This window comes from Methylocystis sp. JAN1 (assembly GCF_052186135.1).
Taxonomy (GTDB): Bacteria; Pseudomonadota; Alphaproteobacteria; order Rhizobiales; family Beijerinckiaceae; genus Methylocystis.
On record NZ_CP181499.1, the window covers coordinates 2,382,428 to 2,401,803 of the forward strand.

Below are 19,376 nucleotides of genomic sequence, written 5' to 3' on the forward strand. Positions count from 1 at the left end.
TGGAGAAACGTGCTTAAGCGAATGCCAGCGTTAAAATACACAAGCCCGAAAGGCGGCAGGAACCGGGCCGCTTCCTTTCGGGCTTTGGGAAAAGCGACGTCGCCCTCGAGGCGTCACGCGGCCTGGCGGGCGGCGACGGAAAGCTTGAGTTCATTCAGACAGGCGACGATGGCGTTGACAGAGGAGAAGCTCTGGCGGCGGAGCATGTTCACCGGAAACTCGACGTCGAAGGCCTCCTCGATCGCGAGCATCGTGCGGATCGCCGCGAAGGGGGTCAGGCCCGCCGAATAGAGGTCCGCGCTGTCGGAAAGATTGTCAATCGGGGTGTGTAGACGGCCGTTTTCTTGCAGAAGACGGCGGATGGTCTCGATCATGGCTTCAACTCCAAAGGCGCGCGTCAGAACCGGCCGCGGGCCACAAGCTTCGTTTGAAGCGATGCTCCCGATTGTGGCGAGCAATCGTGAACATCGTGGAAAGAAATTGGGGCGCCCTCCCTGAACCGAAAATGAATTCGAGGAAAATTCGACGGGATTTCGCATATGGTTAGGTTAATGCAGGGTTAACTCTGGACGCGCCGCTTATTGGCGCGGCCTCGCTCAATGCTTTATGGTGCGTTCATGAGAACGATCGGCGGGTTCCTGATCTTGATCGCCCTCGCTTGCGGCGGCCCCGCCGGCGCGCAGGTGGATGAGCCGCCGGCGCTCGGCGACGACGAAAACGGGGGGAATTTCCTCTTCATTCCCGGCATCGGGAAGATCCCGCTGCCGCCCGGCGTGCGGGGTTACGGGCCCGGCAATCCTCCGGATCTCCAGGACAGCCTCGCCCCCAGACGCCTCGGCCCCAACGCGGCCAATCCGCCGCCCGAACCGCCGAAGTCGCCCGAGGAGCGTCAGGCGCAGGAGCTCGCCCGGCTTTTCGACCGTATGCGGGACGCTGACGACGAGCGTGAATCGCAGTCGGCCGGGGCCGCGATCCTGCGCCGCTGGTCGCAATCGGGCTCGGACACGGTCGATCTGCTCGCCGCGCGCGCTCTCGCGGCGGAGGCGGCCGGCGCGCCTGCTCTCGCCAAAGCTTTGCTGGATTACGTCGTCGCCCTATCTCCCAACTGGCCCGAAGGCTTCGTGCGCCGCGCCCGGGTCATGGCCTCGGAAGGCGACGTCGCGGGCGCGCTCGCCGATCTCGAGACGGCGGCGCGGATCGAGCCCAAGCGCTTCGACGCGCTGGAGGCCCTCGGCGCCCTCTCCGAGAAGGCCGGGGACAAGAAGCGGGCGCTCAGCGCCTATCGTAAGGCGCTCGAGATCGAGCCGCGCAACGACTCGCTTCACAAGAATGCGGAGCGACTGCGCATCGAGGTCGAAGGGCGCGATATTTAGATTTTCAACGGGAGGGAGGTACTGTGACCGACGCGACGCATCTCACGCCGGAGGCGATGGCGCAGCTCTTCACCGCCGCGCGGACCCATAATGGCTGGCTCGACAAGGACGTGCCGGACGATTTGCTGGAGCGCGCGCTCGATTACGCCAAATGGGGGCCGACCAGCGCCAATTGCTCGCCCATGCGCGTCATCTTCGTGCGTTCGCCTGCGGCGAAGGCGCGTCTCGCGCCGGCCATGTCGCCCGGCAATCACGACAAGACCATGGCTGCGCCGGCGACGGCGATCATCGGCTACGACCTCGACTTCTACGAGCATCTGCCTTTCCTCTATCCCGCGACGGACGCGCGTTCGTGGTTCGCGGGCAATGACGCGCTCATCGAAGAGACCGCGTTCCGCAACGGGACGCTGCAGGGCGGCTATTTCATTCTGGCCTTGCGCGCCGTGGGCCTCGACGCCGGACCGATGAGCGGATTCGACAAGGCCAAGGTGGACGCGGAATTTTTCGCCGGGACGAAAGTTAGATCGAATTTCTTGATCAACATCGGCTATGGCGACCCCGCGAAGCTCTATGCGCGCGGGCCGCGTTTCGCTTTCGAGGACATGGCCAAGATTATCTGAGGGCTGCAATGACCATGCGAATCATTCCGGAGCGTTATCTGCCGCATGTGCAGGGGCTTCTGCGTATCGCGACCGCGCTGCTTTTTTTGCAGCACGGAACGGCCAAGCTTTTCGGCTATCCGCATGTCGCCATGTTCGACAAGATGAATCTGCTCTCGGCGCTGGGCGCCGCCGGCGTGCTGGAGCTCGTGGGCGGGGCGCTCCTGCTCGTCGGGCTTTTCACGCGCCCGGTCGCCTTCATCCTTTCGGGCGAGATGGCCGTGGCTTACTTCGGCTTCCACGCGCTCGAGGCTTTCTGGCCGATCCACAACAAAGGCGAGCTGGCGGCGCTCTACTGTTTCGTCTTCCTGTTCTTCTCGGCCGCCGGGCCGGGGAAGTTCGCGCTCGACAGGGAGTAGGGCCTTTTGTGCGACGCACGCGGGAGCGGCGCAAGGCCTTGCCGATAAACGCGAGCGCGGCCAAATCTATTGACAAGAGGGACGGGCGACCTATTCCCTTGCGGACATGACCGAGACGGCAGTCACGACCAAGCGCCGATCACATGTGTGGGCGCTCCCCAATCTCCTCACCTACGGCCGCTGCGTCGCGGTTCCGGTGGTGGCGGGGCTGCTGCTCGCGCCGAATGAGGATTGGACGCGCTGGACTGCGCTGGGCGTCTATGCCGCTGCGGCCGTCACCGATTTTTTCGACGGCTATCTCGCCCGCGTCTGGCAGCAGCAGTCGCCCATCGGCCGCATGCTCGACCCGATCGCGGACAAGCTGCTCGTCGCCGCAACGCTCCTGGTCGTCGTCGCCAACCAGACCCTCGTCGGCTGGACGATCTGGGCGGCGATCATCATCCTGTGCCGTGAGATTCTTGTTTCCGGCCTGCGCGAGTATCTTGCCGAGCTGAAAGTGCGCCTGCCGGTCTCCGCCATCGCGAAGTGGAAGACCGCCTTCCAGCTTGTCGCGCTGGGCTTCTTCATCGTCGGGCCGGCGGGCGAGGCGGTGCTGCCGGGATCGATCAAGATCGGCTCCGCCATGCTCTGGGTCGCGGCGGTTCTCACCCTTTATACCGGGTTCGATTACATGCAGGCGGCGCTGACGCATTTCGCGGAAGACGAGCGGTCATGAAAGCGGTGTATTTCGCCTGGGTCCGTGAGCGGATCGGGCTTCCCGAGGAAGAAATCGCGCCGCCGAGCGAGGTCGAGACCGTGCGTCAGCTCGTCGAGTGGCTGGCCGCGCGCGGCGACGGCTATGCGGCGGCCTTCGCCAATCCCAAGACGATACGGGCCGCCATCGACAAGGTGCATGTCGCGCCGGACGCGCCCATCGCCAGCGCTCGCGAAATCGCCTTCTTTCCGCCGATGACCGGGGGCTGATGACGGCCTCGCTTATTTCCCCGACGATCCGCGTTCAGGCGGAGGATTTCGACCCTGGGCGCGAGGAAGCCTCGCTGATTGACGGCCGGCGCGACGTCGGCGCGGTCGTCGCTTTTATAGGGCTCTGCCGCGACGAGGACGGAAGGCTCGCCGCGTTGGAGCTTGAGCATTATTCCGGCATGGCGGAGGAGGAGATTCGCCGCGTCGCGCATGAGGCGCTGGCCCGCTGGCCGCTCCTCGGCCTCACGGTGATCCATCGCTACGGCGTCATCCGTCCCGGCGAGCGCATCGTGCTCGTGGTCGCCTCGGCGCATCATCGGGGCGAGGCCTTCGGGGCGGCGGAGTTTCTGATGGACTATCTCAAGACCCGCGCGCCTTTCTGGAAGAAGGAGCGTCGCGCCGATGGAACGGATGGCGGCTGGGTCGAAGCCAAGGACTCGGACGACGCGGCGGCCGCGCGTTGGGACGTCAAGTCGTAAAGGTCCCGGGGGCAAGAGGAGGTATGGGCGCCGCCCGTCCGAGATTATCTTTCACCCGATCGCCCGCCCTATGAATCGGCGGGCGGGCGCGGCGCGCCGCGGGCTTCGACCCCCGCCTGGTGAAACCGGCGCCTCTCTCGGCGACGGGCGGGCGCTGATCCATTGCGCTTCCAGCTTGCCTCAGATCAACTGCAACGGCGCGATCAACGAGACGATCCAGGCGTGGGCCGCGCCCATCGCCACAGTGAGAAACAGCGCGACCAGCGTAAAGACGTCGAGATTGTCCTTGGGAACCCCCATCATGCGCGTGAGGCCCAGCGAAAAGACGTATATTCCGTAAAAGCCCAGCACGTCCAGAAAGCGGAGGCCGGGGATAAGCCCGAAAATCGCCGCCAGCCAGGCGGGGGTATAGGAATAGGCCGCGAGCAGCAATGCGCGGCGATCGTCGCTCCTGCCGTCGAAATGCGGAGCCGCCATCGAGATGACGAAGGCGATGGCGAAGAGGGCAGGCAAGCTTAGCACATATTGCGCGACCGCGCGAAACAGGCCGGCGGCGAATGTGGGGTGCAGCCCGCGAGAACCGAAGAGCCATGCGCCGAGGAAACTCGCAAAAGGCGGAATGGCCGCGAGGATCGCGATGTAGCCACGATAGAGCTCCGCGATCGAAGTATCTTCGTTTTCGATTCGCTCCCACTCCTTCCGGGGCGTCAGAATGAGGCCTTTGACCCTCGAAATCAGATCGTTCATGACGTTCTTCCTTGTCGGCCCGCGTCCGACGTCCTTTCGGCAAGCGCTCGGCTAGCACTTGGCGCTTGCCCGCGGCCTCCTTACATGCGAGGGAATGCGCAGGCCAGTAGCGGCCCCTGCTGTCGAAGCCCGGCGGTTACGTCTAACGCGATAGGCTGTATGAGAAAACTGGCAGAATTTTTCTGGCCCGTCGTCGGGCTCGCCGCGGTCGTCGGCTCATTCTACCTACTCTATCACGAGTTCCGGGGCGAGTCGGTCGGCGCGGAGGTTTGGGCCAATCTCATGGCCATTCCCTCGCGCGATTACTTCCTGGCGGCGCTTTCGACGCTCCTCGCTTATGCGGCGCTCGCCTGGTACGACCAGATCGCGCTGCTCCATCTCGGCGTGCGGCACATCTCGTGGATATTCATCTCGATGTGCTCGTTCACGACCTACGCGCTGTCCCACAATATCGGCGCGAGCGTCTTTTCCGGCGCCATGGTCCGCTACCGGGCCTATTCTTCAAAGGGATTGACGGCGACGCAGGTGGCGGCGCTGGTCGTGCTCTGCTCCTATACCTTCGCCTTCGGCAATGTGCTGCTCGGGGGCCTTCTCTTGACCTACGATCCGGCGATGATGCAGCGTCTCGCCGGCTTCCTGCCGGACGTGCTGACGCATCCGCACACGGCCCGCACCGTCGGCCTGTTGTGCCTCGGCTTCGTCGCGGTTTACGTCGCCGGCTCGCTGATGCACCTGAAGCCGTTCAAGTTCGGCAAGTTCGAGATTCTCTATCCACGTCCCGAAATCATGGTGCGCCAGCTTTTCGCGGCGCCTGCGGAACTGATCGGCGCGGCGGGCATCATCTATTTCGCGCTGCCGGAGCAGGGGAATCCGGGCTACATCGTCGTGCTCGGCGCCTTCCTGCTGTCCTTCTCGGCGGCGCTCGTCTCCCATGCGCCGGGCGGGCTGGGCGTATTCGAGCTTCTCTTCATCAATCTGATGCCGGACGTGCCGCGCCTGCAGGTGCTTGCGGCGCTGCTGGTCTGGCGCCTCTTTTACCTCATCATCCCGCTGCTGGCGGCGCTGGTCGTCGTCGCCCTGTTCGAGCGCAATAAGCTCCTCGAGAAATTGCGGGGAGACGCAAGGGCGGCCGAAGGTCCGCCGCCGACCTGAGTTTAAGAGGGACAGGCGAGAAGAAAAAAGCCGGCCCGAACGGACCGGCTTTTTTGAATGGTCGTCGTGCTGTAACCTACATCCGGTATTGCTGAAGGCGCGTGGTGCGCAGGCCGGCGAGGCCGTGCTGGTCGATCGACATCTGCCAGCTCAGAAACTCGTCGACGGTCAGCGTGTAACGGCTGCAGGCTTCGTCGAGAGAGAGGAGACCGCCGCGGACGGCGGCTACGACTTCCGCTTTCCGGCGGATGACCCAACGCTTCGTCGTCGGCGGGGGAAGGTCCGCTATGGTGAGCGGGCTGCCGTCGGGGCCGATGACATATTTGACACGCGGACGATGCGTCTCGGTCATATCATTACTCGCATACTCTACGACCACACAGTAGCGACGTTGTAACGCGAGCGGTTTTAAGATTTGCCTAAACGCGCTTGCCGTTTGTGCAATCCAATTTAAACCAAATCTTAGCAAACAACTTGCGGCTGCCGGTTTTCGCCCAATTTCCGCTGGATTGCCGGCGGTCCTCGAATCGTCTCGCAATCGGTGGAACAATTCGGCAAGACAAAAGTATCGTTAACGCCCGTTGAAGGCGGCGCGTCGGATTCACTTAAAATCGCGTCGTCAGCGCCGTGAGCCATTCAGGCGAGGCCGCGACGAGCGCCGCTTCCAGGGATTTGTCGGCGCCGGTGACGATCATGAGGCCGAGCGCGACGAATAGCAGCCCCAGCGCCTGTTTCAGCCTCTTGCCGGCCGCGAGCAGCGGAGCCCGCCAGCGGGCGAAAGCCTGCCGCGACAGAAGGCCTAAAATGAGAAGGGGAGCGGCGGCGCCGAGGCCGAAGACGCCCATGGTCGCCGCGACGGCGGGCAGATCCTCGCCCTGCGCCGCGAGAACGGAGGCCGCGCCGAGGGTCGGTCCGACGCATGGGCTCCAAACCGCGCCGAGCAACAGCCCGACTCCGAACTGGCCGAACAGCCCGCCCGAAGCGCCCCCGCCGCCAAAGGCCGCGTTCAGCCGGTCGCCGAGCGGTCCGCCCGCCGCCGCGACGCGGGCCTGAAAGGCGGGAACGAGCAGGACCACGCCCAGCGCGATCATCAGAGCCGCGGCGACGGCCCGGAAGGCGTCGCCGTCGAGCCCGATGGCGAAGCCTATGGTCGAGACGAAAAGGCCGATGATTACGAAGGACAGGGCGACGCCGAGCGCGAGAAGGGCCGGCGCCCATTTGTGCTCAGCCGCCGCCGCGCCGAGCACGAGCGGCAGAAGCGGCAGGACGCAGGGCGAGAGCGCCGAGAGCAAGCCGGCGAAAAAGGCGAGGCCGAGAGTCCCGGCGCTCACTTTAGAGCGCCTTGTCCAGCAGGGCGGAAATGGCCTTCTCGTCCGTCTCGCCGACGGAGCGGCCGACTTCCTTCGCGCCCTTGAAGACGATGATCGTGCTTTGATTGCGGGCCTTCAGCGCCTTCACGGCATCCTTCTGGCCGTCGAAATCGACGCGGAAGGCCTCGGCCCTCGTGAATTTGGGATCGGCCTCAAGCCTCTGAAGGATTGGCTCCTGCGCGCGGCAGGTCGGACACCATGGCGCGAAAACATGGACGACAATGGACTTGCCGGCGGCCTGCGCGGCGGTGAAAGCCGCCTCGGAAAAAGGCTTCTCGGCGGCGACGGCGGCGGACATCGTCGCAAGCAAAGCGGCGGCGGCGAAAAGGCCACGGCGTGACAGCATGAACGGCTCCTTTTTGCAAAGCGCTGTATACGCTAGATCGAACGCCAGGACGGTTTATGCAAGGTCGGCGAAAAGCTCATGCGACAATGTGTTGGAATTCTCCTTGCCGGCGGCCTCGCGCGGCGGATGGGCGGCGGCGACAAGCCGCTCCTCGAAATCGGCGGCCGTCCGATCCTCGCGCTCGCCATTGAGCGTCTGGGCGCGCAATGCGCGGCCCTCGTCATCAACGCCAATGGCGATCCGGCGCGTTTTGCCGCTTTCGGCTTGCCGGTCGTCGCCGACAGCGTCGCGGGCTTCGCCGGCCCACTCGCGGGCGTGCTGGCGGGGATGGACTATGTTTGCGCGCGGCGTCCGGAAGCGACGGACATTGTCAGCGCGCCCGCCGACACGCCCTTCCTGCCTACGGATCTCGTCAGGCGGCTTTACGAGGCGCGCCAAAAGGCCGATGCGCGCATCGCCGTTGCCGAGTCCGGCGGCCGCGCACATCACGCCGTGGCGCTTTGGCCGGTGGCCTTGCGCGAAGATCTGCGACGGGCGCTCGTGAAGGACGATATGCGGAAGGTCTCGGCCTTCATCGCGCGTTATGCGAATGTGAACGTAGAGTGGCCGGCGGAGCCCTATGATCCGTTTTTCAACGTGAACCGGCCGGAGGACGTGGAGAGGGCGGCCGTGATCGCGGCGGGCTGATCACGCAAACCCCGGATCGATCGCGACCTGCTTCTCCAGCCATTTCGGCGTCGGCAGGTTCAGCCCGCGCAGGAACTCGACGTTGAACAGCTTCGAGGCGTAGCGCGCGCCGCCGTCCGCGAGAATCGTGACGATGGTGTGGCCGGGACCGAGATCGCGGGCGAGGCGGATCGCCCCCGCGACGTTAATTCCCGACGAGCCGCCGAGCAGCAGCCCCTCATTTTCGGCGAGGTCGAACACGATGTCGAGCGCCTCGCTGTCCGGGATCTGATAGGCGACGTCGATCGGCGCGCCTTCGAGATTGGCGGTGATACGGCCCTGGCCGATGCCTTCCGTGATGGAGGAGCCCTCGGCCTTCAGCGCGCCGGTCGTATAGTAAGAGTAGAGCGCGGCGCCGAAGGGGTCGGCGAGGCCGATCCTGATCGCGGGGTTGCGCGCCTTCAACGCCATGCCGACGCCCGCGAGAGTTCCGCCCGTGCCGCAGGCGCAGATAAAGCCGTCGACCTCGCCGGCGAGCGCGTCGTAGATCTCCGGCCCGGTCGTCGCGATATGCGCCTCACGGTTGGCGACATTGTCGAACTGGTTGGCCCAGACGGCGCCGGCCGCGTCTTCCTTTGCGAGCCGCTCGGCCAGGCGGCCGGAGAGCTTCACGTAATTGTTCGGATTGGCGTAGGGAACCGCCGGAACCTCGACAAGCTGCGCGCCCTGGAGGCGCAGCATGTCCTTCTTTTCCTGGCTCTGGGTGTCCGGGATCACGATGACCGTTCGGAACCCCATGGCGTTGGCGACCAGCGCGAGGCCGATGCCGGTGTTGCCCGCCGTGCCTTCGACGATGACGCCGCCGGGCTTGAGCGTCCCCTTCGCAATAGCGTCCTGGACGATGAAGAGGGCGGCGCGGTCCTTCACCGAGCCGCCGGGATTCATGAATTCCGCCTTGCCCAGAATGCGGCAGCCCGTGGCCTTCGACGCTGCGCGCAGTTCGATAAGCGGCGTGCGGCCGATAGCCTCGATAACGCTGGGGGCGATGGTCATGAACGCTGGTTCCTCAAGGGAGGGGGACGCTTCTTCCTAACCGGAAGAGCCGCGCCGCTCAAACGCAAAACTGGCGCCGTGGCGCGCGCTTTCGCCCGGCTGAAGGATGCGCATGGAAGGCTTCTCGTAGAGGTCGCCATGGAAATCGACAGGATCGCCATAACCGCTCCACGGCTCGATGCAGAGATAGGGGGCCGGCGGCAGCGTCCAGAAGCCGATATGCGGGAAGTTCTCGAGCGCCACTCTGAGCCGCGCGCCCGCGCCATTGTCGAAGGCGAGGCTTTGGCTCCTCATATTGAGGAAGCAGAGCGCGTCGTGGGCGAATATGGACGGTTCGAGCGGCATCCGGGCGCCTGCAAGCGGCGTGCGCTTCGTCTCCTTCATGAACAGACCGCCGGGACCGATGACCGGGACGTCCGGGTTTTCGTCGAGTTCGAAGATGATGGCGTGCTCGGCGGTCGAGCCCGCGAGCGGCCAGCGGAAGGCCGGATGCAGGCCGCAGGCATAGGGCAGGGGCCGGGCGTCGGCGTTGGTGACGATCAGATTATTGTCGAGCGCGCCCTTGTTGAGCTTGAACTCTACCTCGAAGCGAAAGGCGAAGGGGTAAAGGGCGTGGGTCTCCGCGTCGTCGAAAAGCACGAGGCGGAGATAGTCGGCGCGCCGCTCGGCGATCTCGAAACATTTCTTCCAGGCGAAGCCATGGAGCGCAAGCGGGAAACTTTTGCCGTCGACCCTGACCTGTCCGTCGCGTGTCCAGCCGACGATGGGAAAAAGGATCGGCGCCGTCTGGTCCCAGATTTTGGGATCTTTCGCCCAGATCATGTCCACACCGTCCGCCCGCCAGGCTGAAAGCTCGGCGCCGAAAGGGAGGATTTCGGCCGTATCGCCGTCGGCTTCGAGGAGAATCGCGTCGCTCATGGGATGACCTTTACACAGTTTTGGGCGCCGCCGCCTGGCGCTCTTGAGGTCGGGGAGGCGGGGCAATAGGCTCGCCCTCTCAACCCTCTGGCCTTTCCTTCGGTTTCCCCTTTCAGGAGAATTGGCGGCGTGGCTCCCAATCTCGGCTCGTTCGAGCTCAATCCCATCCTGCCGCTCTTTCTGAGCACATTCACGACGATGCTCGCCGTCATCAACCCGCTGGAAGTACTGCCGGTTTTCCTGTCGATCACCCATGACAAGGACGATGGCGCGCGCCGGCGCATCGCCTTCCTTGCGTCGCTCTACGCCTTGGTTCTGGTTCTCTTCTTCCTCTTCTTCGGGGCCTTCGTGCTCAAGATCTTCGGCGTTTCGCTCAATATGGTGCGGATCGCGGGCGGCATCGTGCTGACGCGGATCGGATTTGAGCTCTTCGCGCCCGCAGGGGGCGGCCAGGGCGCCTTTGGCAGCGCCGGTCCGAACGACAATATCGCCTTCATGCCCCTCGCCATGCCGCTGATGGTTGGGCCCGGCGTGATCGCCACGGTGCTTGGCATGATGGCGACGATCGAGCGGGCGCCGAGCGAGATGGCGGCCTATGCGGCGATCCTTGGCGCGGCGGCGCTCGCCGTCTTCATCACCTATCTCTGCCTCGCTTATGCCGGCCGACTCATCGCCCTCATCGGCCGCATGGGCATCGACGCGATCACGAAGATCGTCGGCTTCTTCGTCTCGGCCATGGGCGTGTCGCTCGTCTTCGACGGCATTGTGGGCGCGCTCGGCACGCAGGGCGTCAAAGTCGTGCTTTAACCTCTTTCTTAACGTCAGATATCGAGATGAACGCAGTTACTGGCGGAGCGCGTCCCTTTCTGGGGGTGGAGCGCTCCATTCTCGGCCAGGCCTGGCGGGCGCGGCTCGACGCCGCCGGCGAGGCGACGGCCCTCGCTTTGGCCCAGGCCCACGGGATCGACGACCTTCTTGCCCGAATTCTCGCAGGGAGGGGCGTCGGCGTGGCGGAGGCCACCCGCTATCTCGACCCGACGCTGCGTGAGCTGATGCCCGACCCCTCGGCCCTGACCGAGATGGACGCCGCGGTCGAGCGGCTGGCCCACGCCGTCGAGACCGGCGAGCAGATCGCGATTTTCGGCGACTACGACGTGGACGGCGCCTGCTCCGCGGCGTTGCTCATCGACTATTGGCGGGCCGCCGGGGCGCCCGAGCCCTTCCTCCACATTCCCGACCGCATTTTCGAAGGCTACGGCCCGAACGGCGACGCGATCCGCGCGCTGGCGGGCCGGGGCGCGACGCTGCTGGTCACCGTGGATTGCGGCACGGTGAGCCACGAACCCTTCAAGGTCGCCCGCTCGCTTGGTCTCGACGTCATCGTCCTGGACCACCATCAGGCCCCCGAGGGCCTGCCGCCCGCCATGATCGTAAACCCCAACCGGCAGGACGATCTGTCGGGGCAGGGCGCGCTTTGCGCCGCCGGGGTGGTCTTCCTGGCGCTTGCGGGCCTGACCCGCCGCCTGCGGCTGCGCGGCTGGTTCGGCGACATTCGCCCGGCGCCGGACCTCCTCGCCGCCCTCGATCTCGTCGCGCTGGCGACAGTGGCCGACGTGGCTCCGCTCACGGGACTTAACCGGGCCTTCGTCGTGAAGGGCCTGCAGGTGATGCGGAATCGGGCGCGAACCGGCCTCGCTGCGCTGATGGACGCCGCCCGAATGGATGGGACGCCGCGCGTCTACCATCTCGGATTCGCCCTCGGTCCGCGGATCAACGCCGGCGGCCGCATTGGCGACGCAGGGCTCGGCGCGCGCTTGCTCACCCTCTCCGATTCCGTGGAGGCCGCCCGTATCGCGCGCGAACTCGACCGATTGAACGCCGAGCGGCAAGGGATCGAAAAGCTTGCTCTGGAGGAGGCGATTGCTCAGGCTGAGGCGCAGTTCCTTAAGTCGAACCGACTAAGCTGTCTTGTGGTGGAAGGGCCGGATTGGCATCCGGGCGTTGTCGGGCTGATCGCAGCAAGACTGAAGGAACGCTTTAATACTCCATCATTTGCATTTGCTTTTAATGGAGAAACAGGATCAGGTTCAGGTAGAAGTTTAAGTGGTGTCGACCTTGGCAGGGTTGTTCGTCGCAGCGTCGATCTCGGTCTCGCGATCAAGGGCGGCGGGCACGCCATGGCGGCCGGCGTCACTCTGGAACGCGGCAGAATCGAAGAATTCCGCGCTTTCATGAACGACGCTCTCGCCGAGACGGTGGAGACGGCCAGGGATGCGGACGCGCTCGTCATCGACGCCGCGCTCGCTGGCCGGGGGGTCCATCTCGACATGTTGCGACGGGTGGAGAGAGCTGGGCCGTTCGGGCAGGGAAATCCCGAGCCTCTTTTCGCCCTGCCGGAGCAGCGCGTGGCTGATGCGACGATTGTCGGCGAGAACCATATCCGCGCGCGGCTGCGCTCGGGCGATGGCGCCTTGGTCGAGGCCATCGCCTTCCGGGTCGTCGGCTCGCCGCTCGGCGACGCCTTGTTGAAAGGCCGCGGCGAGGTTTTTCACGTCGCGGCCAGGCTCTCCGCCAACCAGTTCCGGGGCCTCGAAAAGGTGGAGACGCGGATCGTCGATCTGGCGCGAGCCCAATAAAGGCGCGCTCGGAGGGTGTGGCGCTCGCGCCACAGCCTGTCGCAAAACCGACAGGCGGCGCCCCGACGGCCGCGAATGCCCCAATTCCGCCCCGTTTCAGCCCGCATCTGACCCTGGCCTGACCGTGTCGTTAACGACAAGTTCAGAAATCGGGGAGAAACTCCCGGCATCGCAACGCGCGCCGAATCAAGGATGTGCGTCATCCCGGAGCGATCAGGTTGCGCGCCGGGGCGCGAGCGGACCGGGAGCGGCGGTTCACCCGCCGCGTCGACAAGGACCGTTCATATGCGATCTGCCGAGTCCCGGGAGCTCAAGCGCTTGCTGACGAATTCTGATCCGACAGTCGCCGTTTTCCGCCGATCGGTCCTTTTTCTTTCCCTCGCCTCCCTCGCCGGCTGCGCCTCGACCGCCAACTCTCCCCGCTACGCGGGCCTCGGTTATTCCAACTACGGTTCGGCCATCGATCCCAAATACGGCGTCCGCGCGAGCCCCCGCGTAGTCGCGGACGGCGAGGAAGTGCCGAAGGGCGGCGGCAGCTATATGATCGGCAAGCCCTACAAGATCGCCGGTCAGACTTATTATCCCAGCGAGAGGCCGTTCGCCGCGACCGGCACGGCCTCCTGGTACGGTTCGGATTTCCACGGCCGCCGCACCGCGAATGGCGAGATTTTCGATCGGGAATCGATTTCGGCCGCCCATCCGACGATGCCGCTGCCGAGCTATGCGCGCGTCACCAACCTCAAGAACATGCGCTCCATCGTGGTGCGCGTAAACGACCGCGGGCCTTATCACGGCGGACGCGTCATGGACGTTTCCCAGCGCGTCGCCGAGGCGCTCGACTTCCGCTCCGCCGGCACCGCGAAGGTCAAGGTCGAGTGGGTCGGCAAAGCCGATCTGGCCGGCGACGACGACGCCAAGCTCCTCGCGACGCTGCGAGACGACGGCGAGCCGGCGAATTTCGAGGGCGCCGCGCCCGTCATGGTCGCCTCCCAGCAGGAGCGGGTCCGCACGGCGGCGCTGGCCGAACCAGCGCCCGAGTCCGCCGTCCGCCCGTTCGCCAACGACGTCCCGCCGATTCGCCCGGCGGTCGGCGAGACGGCGGAGATGATGGCCTACGCGCCCGACACGCGTCCCGAACCGCTGCCGGAGACCGTCGCCGTTCCCCGCGAAGATGCCGCCGTCGACGCCGACCCGGTCGCCTCGACGCATGGCGTCCGCTCCGCCGCGCCGGCGGAAGAAAAGATCAAGGCGTTCCAGGCCGCGCCTCTGCCGCCGGTTCGTCCGGCGTCGTTCGGCGGGCGGGACGAGGCCGCCGCCCCCATGCCGCCCATGCGGCGCGCCTTCAACTGATCGCTGACGTCAACGCGTTGCTTTTTAGCTTTTCGGGGGTCATTCTCCGCTCGGCGTCGCGGTTCCCGCGACGCGTTTTCGCGGAGTATTGTCTTGCACATACGCCACGCCGGCGCGGCCTTCGCCGCCTTTCTTTTTTGTCTCGCCGCTCTTTTTTCCGGCCGCGTCCGGGCTCAGCCCTTTCAGACGAGCGCGCCGCAGGCCATTTTGATCGACGCGGGCACGAATACGGTCCTGTTTGAAAAAGGGGCTGACGACCTTGTCACTCCGGCGTCGACCGTAAAAATCCTGACCGCGGAAATAATTTTTCGCGAGCTGGCCGAGGGCCGGCTCAAGCTTGGCGACGAGATGCAGGTGTCGGAATATGCGTGGCGCAATGGCGGAGCGCCCGCCGGCGGATCCGCCATGTTCCTGAAGGTCAACAGCCGCGCCAGCGTCGAAAACCTGTTGCGCGGATTGATCGTTGATTCCGGGAACGACGCGGCGCTGGTGCTCGCCGAGGGCGTCGCGGGCAATGAGGAAGCCTTCGTCATGCGCATGAACAAGCGCGCGGCGGAACTTGGCCTCGTCAAGTCGCGCTTCGGCAATCCCTGGGGCAAGGCGAGCGACGACCAGAAAGTGACGGCGCGAGAGATGGCGAAGCTCGCCCTGCACGTGATCCGGACCTATCCGGAATATTACAAATATTTCGGCGAGAAGGAGTTCACCTGGAACAACATACGCCAGCAGAACCGCAATCCGCTTCTCACCATGAGCATCGGTGCGGACGGGCTCAAGACGGGCAATATCGAAAAGGGCGATTTCGGGCTGGTGGGCTCCGCCATTGAGGAGGGGCGCCGTCTCGTTGTCGCCGTGTACGGCGCCAAGACCGCGAAGGAACGCGCCGAAGAGGCTCGCAAGCTGCTGCAATGGGGTTTCCGGAATTTCGAGGAGAAGGAGCTCTTCAAGGCGGGCGAGCCGGTGGGGCCGGCGCAGATCTATGGCGGAACGAAGGGCTCGGTCGAACTCGTCTCGAAGACCGACGTGAAAGCGCTTATCCAGCGCGGCTCAAGCGAGAAGCTGGCCGGCAAGATCGTCTATGAGGGCCCGGTGATGGCGCCTGTGGAGGCGGGGCAGAAGATCGGCAGGCTTGAGATCAGGCGGGGTCCGACCGTGGTTCTGGAGCAGCCGCTCGAGGCGGCCGAGGCGGTCGACGAGGGTTCGCTGTCTCGCCGCGCGTTCGACGCGGTTTACGAGTATGCTGCGGCCAAGATCCACGAGAAGCTGTCGGCCAGGAAATGACGGGCGCCGAAAGAGGCCGTTTCATCACCTTTGAAGGCGGGGAGGGCGTCGGCAAGTCGACGCAGCTCAAGCGCCTCGCCGAGCATTTGCGCGCCTGCGGCGTCGAGGCGGTGGCGACGCGCGAACCCGGCGGCACGCCCAAGGCCGAGATCCTGCGAGAGATTGTGCTTTCCGGCCGCATCGCGCCGCTGGGCCCCCTGGCTGAGGCGGCCGTCTTCGCGGCGGCGCGGATCGACCATGTGGAGCGCCTCATCGCGCCCGCCTTGGCGCGCGGCGCCTGGGTGCTGTGCGACCGTTTCGTGGACTCGACGCGCGCCTATCAGGGCGCGCGGGGCGGCGTGGAGCCGCAGGCGCTCGCCTTGCTGGAGAAGGCCGCCGTCGGCGACCTCAAGCCCGATCTCACCATCGTCATCGACCTGCCGCCGGGGGAGGGCCTGTCCCGCGCCGCCCTGCGCCGCGAGGCGGCAGGCCAGCGCGCCGACCGTTTCGAGGCCGAGGACGACGGCTTCCATGAGGGCCTGCGCCGCGCCTTTCTCGACATCGCCGAGCAGGAGCCCGGGCGTTGCTGCGTCGTGAACGGGGCGCTGCCCGCCGACGAAGTCGCCCGCGCCATTCGCCAGCTTGTCGACGCGCGTTTCCTTGACCCGCAAGACGTGGCCGACGCCGCCCAATGAGCAAGGAGGCCGCCGGCCCGCCCGAGAGCGACCGTTTCGACGACGCGCCGCATCCGCGCGAAACGCTCGCTTTATTCGGCCACTCGGCCGCCGAGCGCGAACTGCTCGACGCCTATCGGCGCAACCGCCTCGCACAGGCCTGGATCATCGGCGGCCCCGAGGGGGTCGGCAAGGCGACTCTCGCCTGGCGTTTTGCGCGCTTTCTTCTCGCGCATCCCGACCCGAATTCGTCTGACGTTCAGGCCGCCGGAACGCTGGCGGTGTCGCCGGATCACGTCGCGTCGCGACGCGTCGCGAGCATGGCGCTCGCCGACATTTTTCTGCTGCGGCGCGAGTGGAACGAGAAGACCAAGAAGCATTTCACCGAGATTCGCGTCGACGACGTGCGCGAGATCACGCGCGCCTTCCATCAGGCCTCCGGCATGGGCGGCTGGCGCGTCGCCATCATCGACTGCGCCGACGATCTCAACCGAAGCGCGGCGAACGCGCTGCTGAAGCTGATCGAGGAGCCGCCGGAGCGCTCGCTCTTTCTTCTCGTCGCGCATCAGCCTGGCCGCGTTCTGCCGACGATCCGCTCGCGCTGCCGCAAGCTCATGCTCGGTCCGCTGACGGAAGACGAGACCGTAGCGGCCGTCGGCGCTGTGGGGCCGCCATGGAGCAGCCTTCCGGCGGAGGAAATCGCGGCGGCGGCGGCCCGCGCCGAGGGGTCGGCGCGCGAGACGCTGCGGCTTCTGGGCGGCGACGCCATGGCCTTCGATACGAGCGTCGCGCGACTCCTCCAAAGTCTGCCGCGCGTGGACTGGGTTGGCGTGCATTTCCTCGCCGACAAGCTGACGGGCCGGGACAACGAAGCGGCGTACGAGACGTTCATGCGCGCGCTGGAGCGCCATCTCGACGCCCGCGTGCGCACGCTCTCGCGGGGCGGCGCATCGCCCGCCCGGCTGATCGGCTACGCCCGCGCCTGGGACGAGATTCGTGATCTCGCGGGCGAAACGGACGTCTTCAATTTCGACAAGCGCGCCATGGTGCTCGGCGTCTTCGAGCGGCTGGCGAAGGCGGAAGGCGCGAGCTGAGTGGACCGGGAGCGCGACAAGATCGACAAAGCGGTGAGCCTGGTCCGCGCCGGCGACATTGCGGGAGCGGAGCGGCTTTTCAGGAAAGCGATTGCGAAGGCCCCCGCGCATTTCGACGCGCTCTATATGCTCGGGGTCCTGTTGCATCGTACGGGGCGACATGACGAGGCTGTAAGATTTCTCTCCCGGGCCGCGCGGGCGCAGCCGTTAAATCCGGACGCCCGCAATACGCTCGGCGCCGCGCTTTACGCCGCGCGGCGGCCGCAAGAAGCGATCGACGCGCTTGGCGAAGCGATCCGCCTCGCGCCCGGCCGTCTCGAAATCCTCCTCAATCGCGCCGATCTTTACGCCGCCATGGGCCGCTTCGACGAGGCGGCGACCGATTACGAATCGGTGGTCGCGCTGGATCGCGGGGCGCTTCCCGCCTGTCTGCGGCTCGCGGAAGCCCGCCTTCATGCGGGCGCGCCGGACCGGGCGCTTTCGGCCGCGGACGCCGCTTTGTCGATCCATCCCATGTCGGCGGACGTTCGATGCGTGCGCGGGAATGCGCTTTGCGCGTTGGGACGGCTCGAAGAGGCGCTCGCCGATTATGAGGCGGCGATCGCTTCCGCCCCGAATGTCGCCGGCTTCCATCTCAATCGCGCGCAGGCTTTGGCGGCGCTCGGCCGCAGCGGCGAAGCGCTGGAGAGCTACGACAAGGCCATTACGCTCGTCCCGGACGAAGCCGGCGCCTATGCCGAAAAGGGAGATCTGCTCCGCCGCCTCGACCGGCGGGAGGATTCCTTCGTGGCCTTCAACAAGGCGATCGCCCTGAATCCCCGTTGCGAGGAAGCCTATGCGGGCCGCGCGGCCAATCTGCTCGAAGCCGGCTATCGTCCGGAGGCGCTGCGCGATTACGAAACCGTCGCGGAATTGCGCGGCGACGGGAACCATCTGATCGACCTGCGCGGCTTCATCCGCCGGCAGATATGCGACTGGTCTCTCGTCCCGGAGGAGCTGAGCCGGATAGAAGCCAATCTGAGCCGGGGCGCCGAAGTCGGAAGCGCTTTCGCGGTCCTCTCCGTCTCCGGATCGGAGGAGACGAATGCGCGGGCTGCGCGGCTGCTGGCGCCGCGCGCGCTTTCGTTCGAGTCGCCGCCATCGCCGGCGCGCGAGAAGATCAGGATCGGCTATTTTTCCGCCGACTTTTACGACCATGCCACGTCGCATCTTCTGGCGGCCATATTGGAGAACGCGGATCGTGCGGCGTTCGAGCTGATCGGATTTTCCTTCGGCCCGGACGCCGACGACGCCTACCGGCGCCGCATCTCCTCCGCCTGCGACGAATTTTACGACGTGCGGCCGCTGCCGGACGACGCCGTCGCCAGACTTTCGCGCGAGAAGGGCGTCGACATCGCCGTCGATCTGAAGGGCTTCACCAGGGGACACAGGGCCGGGGTCTTCGCCCGCCGCGCCGCGCCGATACAGGTGAACTATCTCGGCTATCCAGCTTCCATGGGCGTCGATTACATGGATTACATCGTCGCCGACCGCACGGTGATCCCCGAGGGCGCCGAGGCGCATTTCGCCGAGAAGGTCATTTTTCTCCCCGACGCCTACCAGCCGAACGATCCCAGCAAGCGCGTTTCCGACACGGTCTTCGGGCGCGCGGAAACCGGCCTGCCGGATGACGCTTTCGTCTATTGCTGCTTCAATAATTCATACAAAGTGCTGCCGCCCGTCTTCGATATCTGGATGCGGATTCTCGGCAAGGTTCCGCGCGCGGTTCTCTGGCTGATCGAGGATAACGCCCCCGCGAGGGACAATCTCCGGCGCGAAGCGAGAAGCCGCGGCGTCGACGACGCCCGCCTGATCTTCTCGCCCCGCATACCGCTCGCGGAGCATCTGGCGCGGCATCGGCTGGCCGACCTGTTTCTCGATACGCTCCCCTACAACGCCCACACGACCGCGAGCGACGCGCTTTTCGCCGGCGTTCCGTTGCTCACCTGCGCGGGACCGACATTCGCCGGCCGCGTCGCGGCGAGCCTGCTGAAGGCGGTCGGACTGCCGGAACTGATCGCCGAGGATCTGGCGGAATACGAGGCGCTCGCAGTCGAGCTGGCGTCCCGGCCTGAAAAGCTTGCGGCCCTGCGCGCGCATCTCGAAAATCAGGGGCGGGCGTCCCCGCTTTTCGACGCGCGGCGCTATGTCCGTCATCTCGAAAGAGCCTATGCGGAGATTCATCACCGGCGCGGGGAAGGCCTGCCGCCGGATCATATTCGGATCGCCGGCGACTGA

At 65.8% G+C, this 19,376-nt stretch carries 22 protein-coding genes; 15 read left to right on the forward strand and 7 right to left on the reverse strand.

The annotated features are described in order from the left end of the window. Window positions 1-113: 113 nt before the first annotated feature. Window positions 114-374, reverse strand: a complete 261-nt coding sequence (locus ACNHKD_RS11335; protein ID WP_442753594.1) for an acyl carrier protein — start codon at window positions 372-374, stop codon at window positions 114-116. A gap of 243 nt (window positions 375-617) precedes the next feature. On the opposite strand from ACNHKD_RS11335, the gene ACNHKD_RS11340 reads away from it, so the two are divergent. The 6 genes from ACNHKD_RS11340 (at window position 618) to ACNHKD_RS11365 (ending at window position 3,833) form a co-directional block, all read left to right on the forward strand. Further along, the gene (locus tag ACNHKD_RS11340; RefSeq protein ID WP_442753595.1) at window positions 618-1,373 is read left to right on the forward strand and encodes a tetratricopeptide repeat protein; all 756 of its coding nucleotides are present in this window, start codon (window positions 618-620) and stop codon (window positions 1,371-1,373) included. A 56-nt stretch (window positions 1,374-1,429) separates the two neighbouring features. Then, window positions 1,430-1,993 (forward strand): malonic semialdehyde reductase, encoded by a 564-nt coding sequence (locus tag ACNHKD_RS11345; protein ID WP_442756886.1) that lies wholly within the window; start codon window positions 1,430-1,432, stop codon window positions 1,991-1,993. An 8-nt stretch (window positions 1,994-2,001) separates the two neighbouring features. Next, window positions 2,002-2,391 carry a DoxX family protein gene (locus ACNHKD_RS11350; protein ID WP_442753596.1) on the forward strand — a complete coding sequence of 130 codons (390 nt, stop codon included), beginning with the start codon at window positions 2,002-2,004 and terminating at the stop codon, window positions 2,389-2,391. A 106-nt stretch (window positions 2,392-2,497) separates the two neighbouring features. Continuing rightward, window positions 2,498-3,106, forward strand: a complete 609-nt coding sequence (gene pgsA / locus ACNHKD_RS11355) for a CDP-diacylglycerol--glycerol-3-phosphate 3-phosphatidyltransferase (protein ID WP_442753597.1) — start codon at window positions 2,498-2,500, stop codon at window positions 3,104-3,106. After that, window positions 3,103-3,354 (forward strand): molybdopterin converting factor subunit 1, encoded by a 252-nt coding sequence (moaD, locus tag ACNHKD_RS11360; protein ID WP_442753598.1) that lies wholly within the window; start codon window positions 3,103-3,105, stop codon window positions 3,352-3,354. Before pgsA ends, moaD begins: the two co-directional genes overlap by 4 nt. Next, on the forward strand, window positions 3,354-3,833 hold the full coding sequence (locus tag ACNHKD_RS11365) for a molybdenum cofactor biosynthesis protein MoaE (RefSeq protein ID WP_442753599.1): 480 nt from the start codon (window positions 3,354-3,356) through the stop codon (window positions 3,831-3,833). The genes moaD and ACNHKD_RS11365 overlap by 1 nt, the downstream gene beginning before the upstream one ends. A gap of 180 nt (window positions 3,834-4,013) precedes the next feature. On the opposite strand, the gene ACNHKD_RS11370 is transcribed toward ACNHKD_RS11365, so the two are convergent. After that, the gene (locus ACNHKD_RS11370) at window positions 4,014-4,580 is read right to left on the reverse strand and encodes a Yip1 family protein (protein ID WP_442753600.1); all 567 of its coding nucleotides are present in this window, start codon (window positions 4,578-4,580) and stop codon (window positions 4,014-4,016) included. Window positions 4,581-4,739: 159 nt separating this feature from the next. Between ACNHKD_RS11370 and ACNHKD_RS11375 the strand changes: the two genes are divergently transcribed. Then, entirely contained in the window at window positions 4,740-5,732 is a 993-nt protein-coding gene (locus tag ACNHKD_RS11375) for a UPF0104 family protein (RefSeq protein ID WP_442753601.1), read from the forward strand. Between the two features lie 76 nt (window positions 5,733-5,808). On the opposite strand, the gene sciP is transcribed toward ACNHKD_RS11375, so the two are convergent. The 3 genes from sciP to ACNHKD_RS11390 form a co-directional block, all read right to left on the reverse strand. Continuing rightward, complete coding sequence (gene sciP, locus ACNHKD_RS11380) at window positions 5,809-6,084, reverse strand: CtrA inhibitor SciP (RefSeq protein WP_016920503.1); 276 nt, start codon at window positions 6,082-6,084, stop codon at window positions 5,809-5,811. 253 nt (window positions 6,085-6,337) lie between these two features. Further along, window positions 6,338-7,063: a cytochrome c biogenesis CcdA family protein gene (locus tag ACNHKD_RS11385; RefSeq protein ID WP_442753602.1), complete on the reverse strand. Its 726-nt coding sequence runs from the start codon at window positions 7,061-7,063 to the stop codon at window positions 6,338-6,340. 1 nt (window position 7,064) lies between these two features. Then, complete coding sequence (locus ACNHKD_RS11390; protein ID WP_442753603.1) at window positions 7,065-7,448, reverse strand: thioredoxin family protein; 384 nt, start codon at window positions 7,446-7,448, stop codon at window positions 7,065-7,067. A 78-nt stretch (window positions 7,449-7,526) separates the two neighbouring features. On the opposite strand from ACNHKD_RS11390, the gene mobA reads away from it, so the two are divergent. Next, window positions 7,527-8,135 carry a molybdenum cofactor guanylyltransferase MobA gene (gene mobA, locus ACNHKD_RS11395; protein WP_442753604.1) on the forward strand — a complete coding sequence of 203 codons (609 nt, stop codon included), beginning with the start codon at window positions 7,527-7,529 and terminating at the stop codon, window positions 8,133-8,135. Here mobA and ACNHKD_RS11400 read toward each other — a convergent pair whose 3' ends face one another. Both ACNHKD_RS11400 and ACNHKD_RS11405 read right to left on the reverse strand, forming a co-directional pair. Then, entirely contained in the window at window positions 8,136-9,167 is a 1,032-nt protein-coding gene (locus ACNHKD_RS11400; protein ID WP_442753605.1) for a cysteine synthase A, read from the reverse strand. It abuts the gene before it with no gap. Window positions 9,168-9,203: 36 nt separating this feature from the next. Continuing rightward, entirely contained in the window at window positions 9,204-10,085 is an 882-nt protein-coding gene (locus ACNHKD_RS11405) for an aldose epimerase family protein (protein ID WP_442753606.1), read from the reverse strand. Between the two features lie 129 nt (window positions 10,086-10,214). Between ACNHKD_RS11405 and ACNHKD_RS11410 the strand changes: the two genes are divergently transcribed. From ACNHKD_RS11410 to ACNHKD_RS11440, 7 genes are all read left to right on the forward strand, one after another. Further along, window positions 10,215-10,892, forward strand: a complete 678-nt coding sequence (locus tag ACNHKD_RS11410) for a MarC family protein (protein WP_442753607.1) — start codon at window positions 10,215-10,217, stop codon at window positions 10,890-10,892. Between the two features lie 26 nt (window positions 10,893-10,918). Beyond that, window positions 10,919-12,721 (forward strand): single-stranded-DNA-specific exonuclease RecJ, encoded by a 1,803-nt coding sequence (gene recJ, locus ACNHKD_RS11415; RefSeq protein ID WP_442753608.1) that lies wholly within the window; start codon window positions 10,919-10,921, stop codon window positions 12,719-12,721. A 318-nt stretch (window positions 12,722-13,039) separates the two neighbouring features. Next, complete coding sequence (locus ACNHKD_RS11420) at window positions 13,040-14,071, forward strand: septal ring lytic transglycosylase RlpA family protein (RefSeq protein ID WP_442753609.1); 1,032 nt, start codon at window positions 13,040-13,042, stop codon at window positions 14,069-14,071. Between the two features lie 93 nt (window positions 14,072-14,164). After that, the gene (locus ACNHKD_RS11425) at window positions 14,165-15,352 is read left to right on the forward strand and encodes a D-alanyl-D-alanine carboxypeptidase family protein (RefSeq protein ID WP_442753610.1); all 1,188 of its coding nucleotides are present in this window, start codon (window positions 14,165-14,167) and stop codon (window positions 15,350-15,352) included. Next, window positions 15,349-16,026: a dTMP kinase gene (tmk, locus tag ACNHKD_RS11430; protein ID WP_442753611.1), complete on the forward strand. Its 678-nt coding sequence runs from the start codon at window positions 15,349-15,351 to the stop codon at window positions 16,024-16,026. Before ACNHKD_RS11425 ends, tmk begins: the two co-directional genes overlap by 4 nt. Further along, window positions 16,023-17,099 carry a DNA polymerase III subunit delta' gene (locus ACNHKD_RS11435; RefSeq protein ID WP_442753612.1) on the forward strand — a complete coding sequence of 359 codons (1,077 nt, stop codon included), beginning with the start codon at window positions 16,023-16,025 and terminating at the stop codon, window positions 17,097-17,099. The genes tmk and ACNHKD_RS11435 overlap by 4 nt, the downstream gene beginning before the upstream one ends. Beyond that, window positions 17,100-19,376, forward strand: a complete 2,277-nt coding sequence (locus ACNHKD_RS11440; RefSeq protein WP_442753613.1) for a tetratricopeptide repeat protein — start codon at window positions 17,100-17,102, stop codon at window positions 19,374-19,376.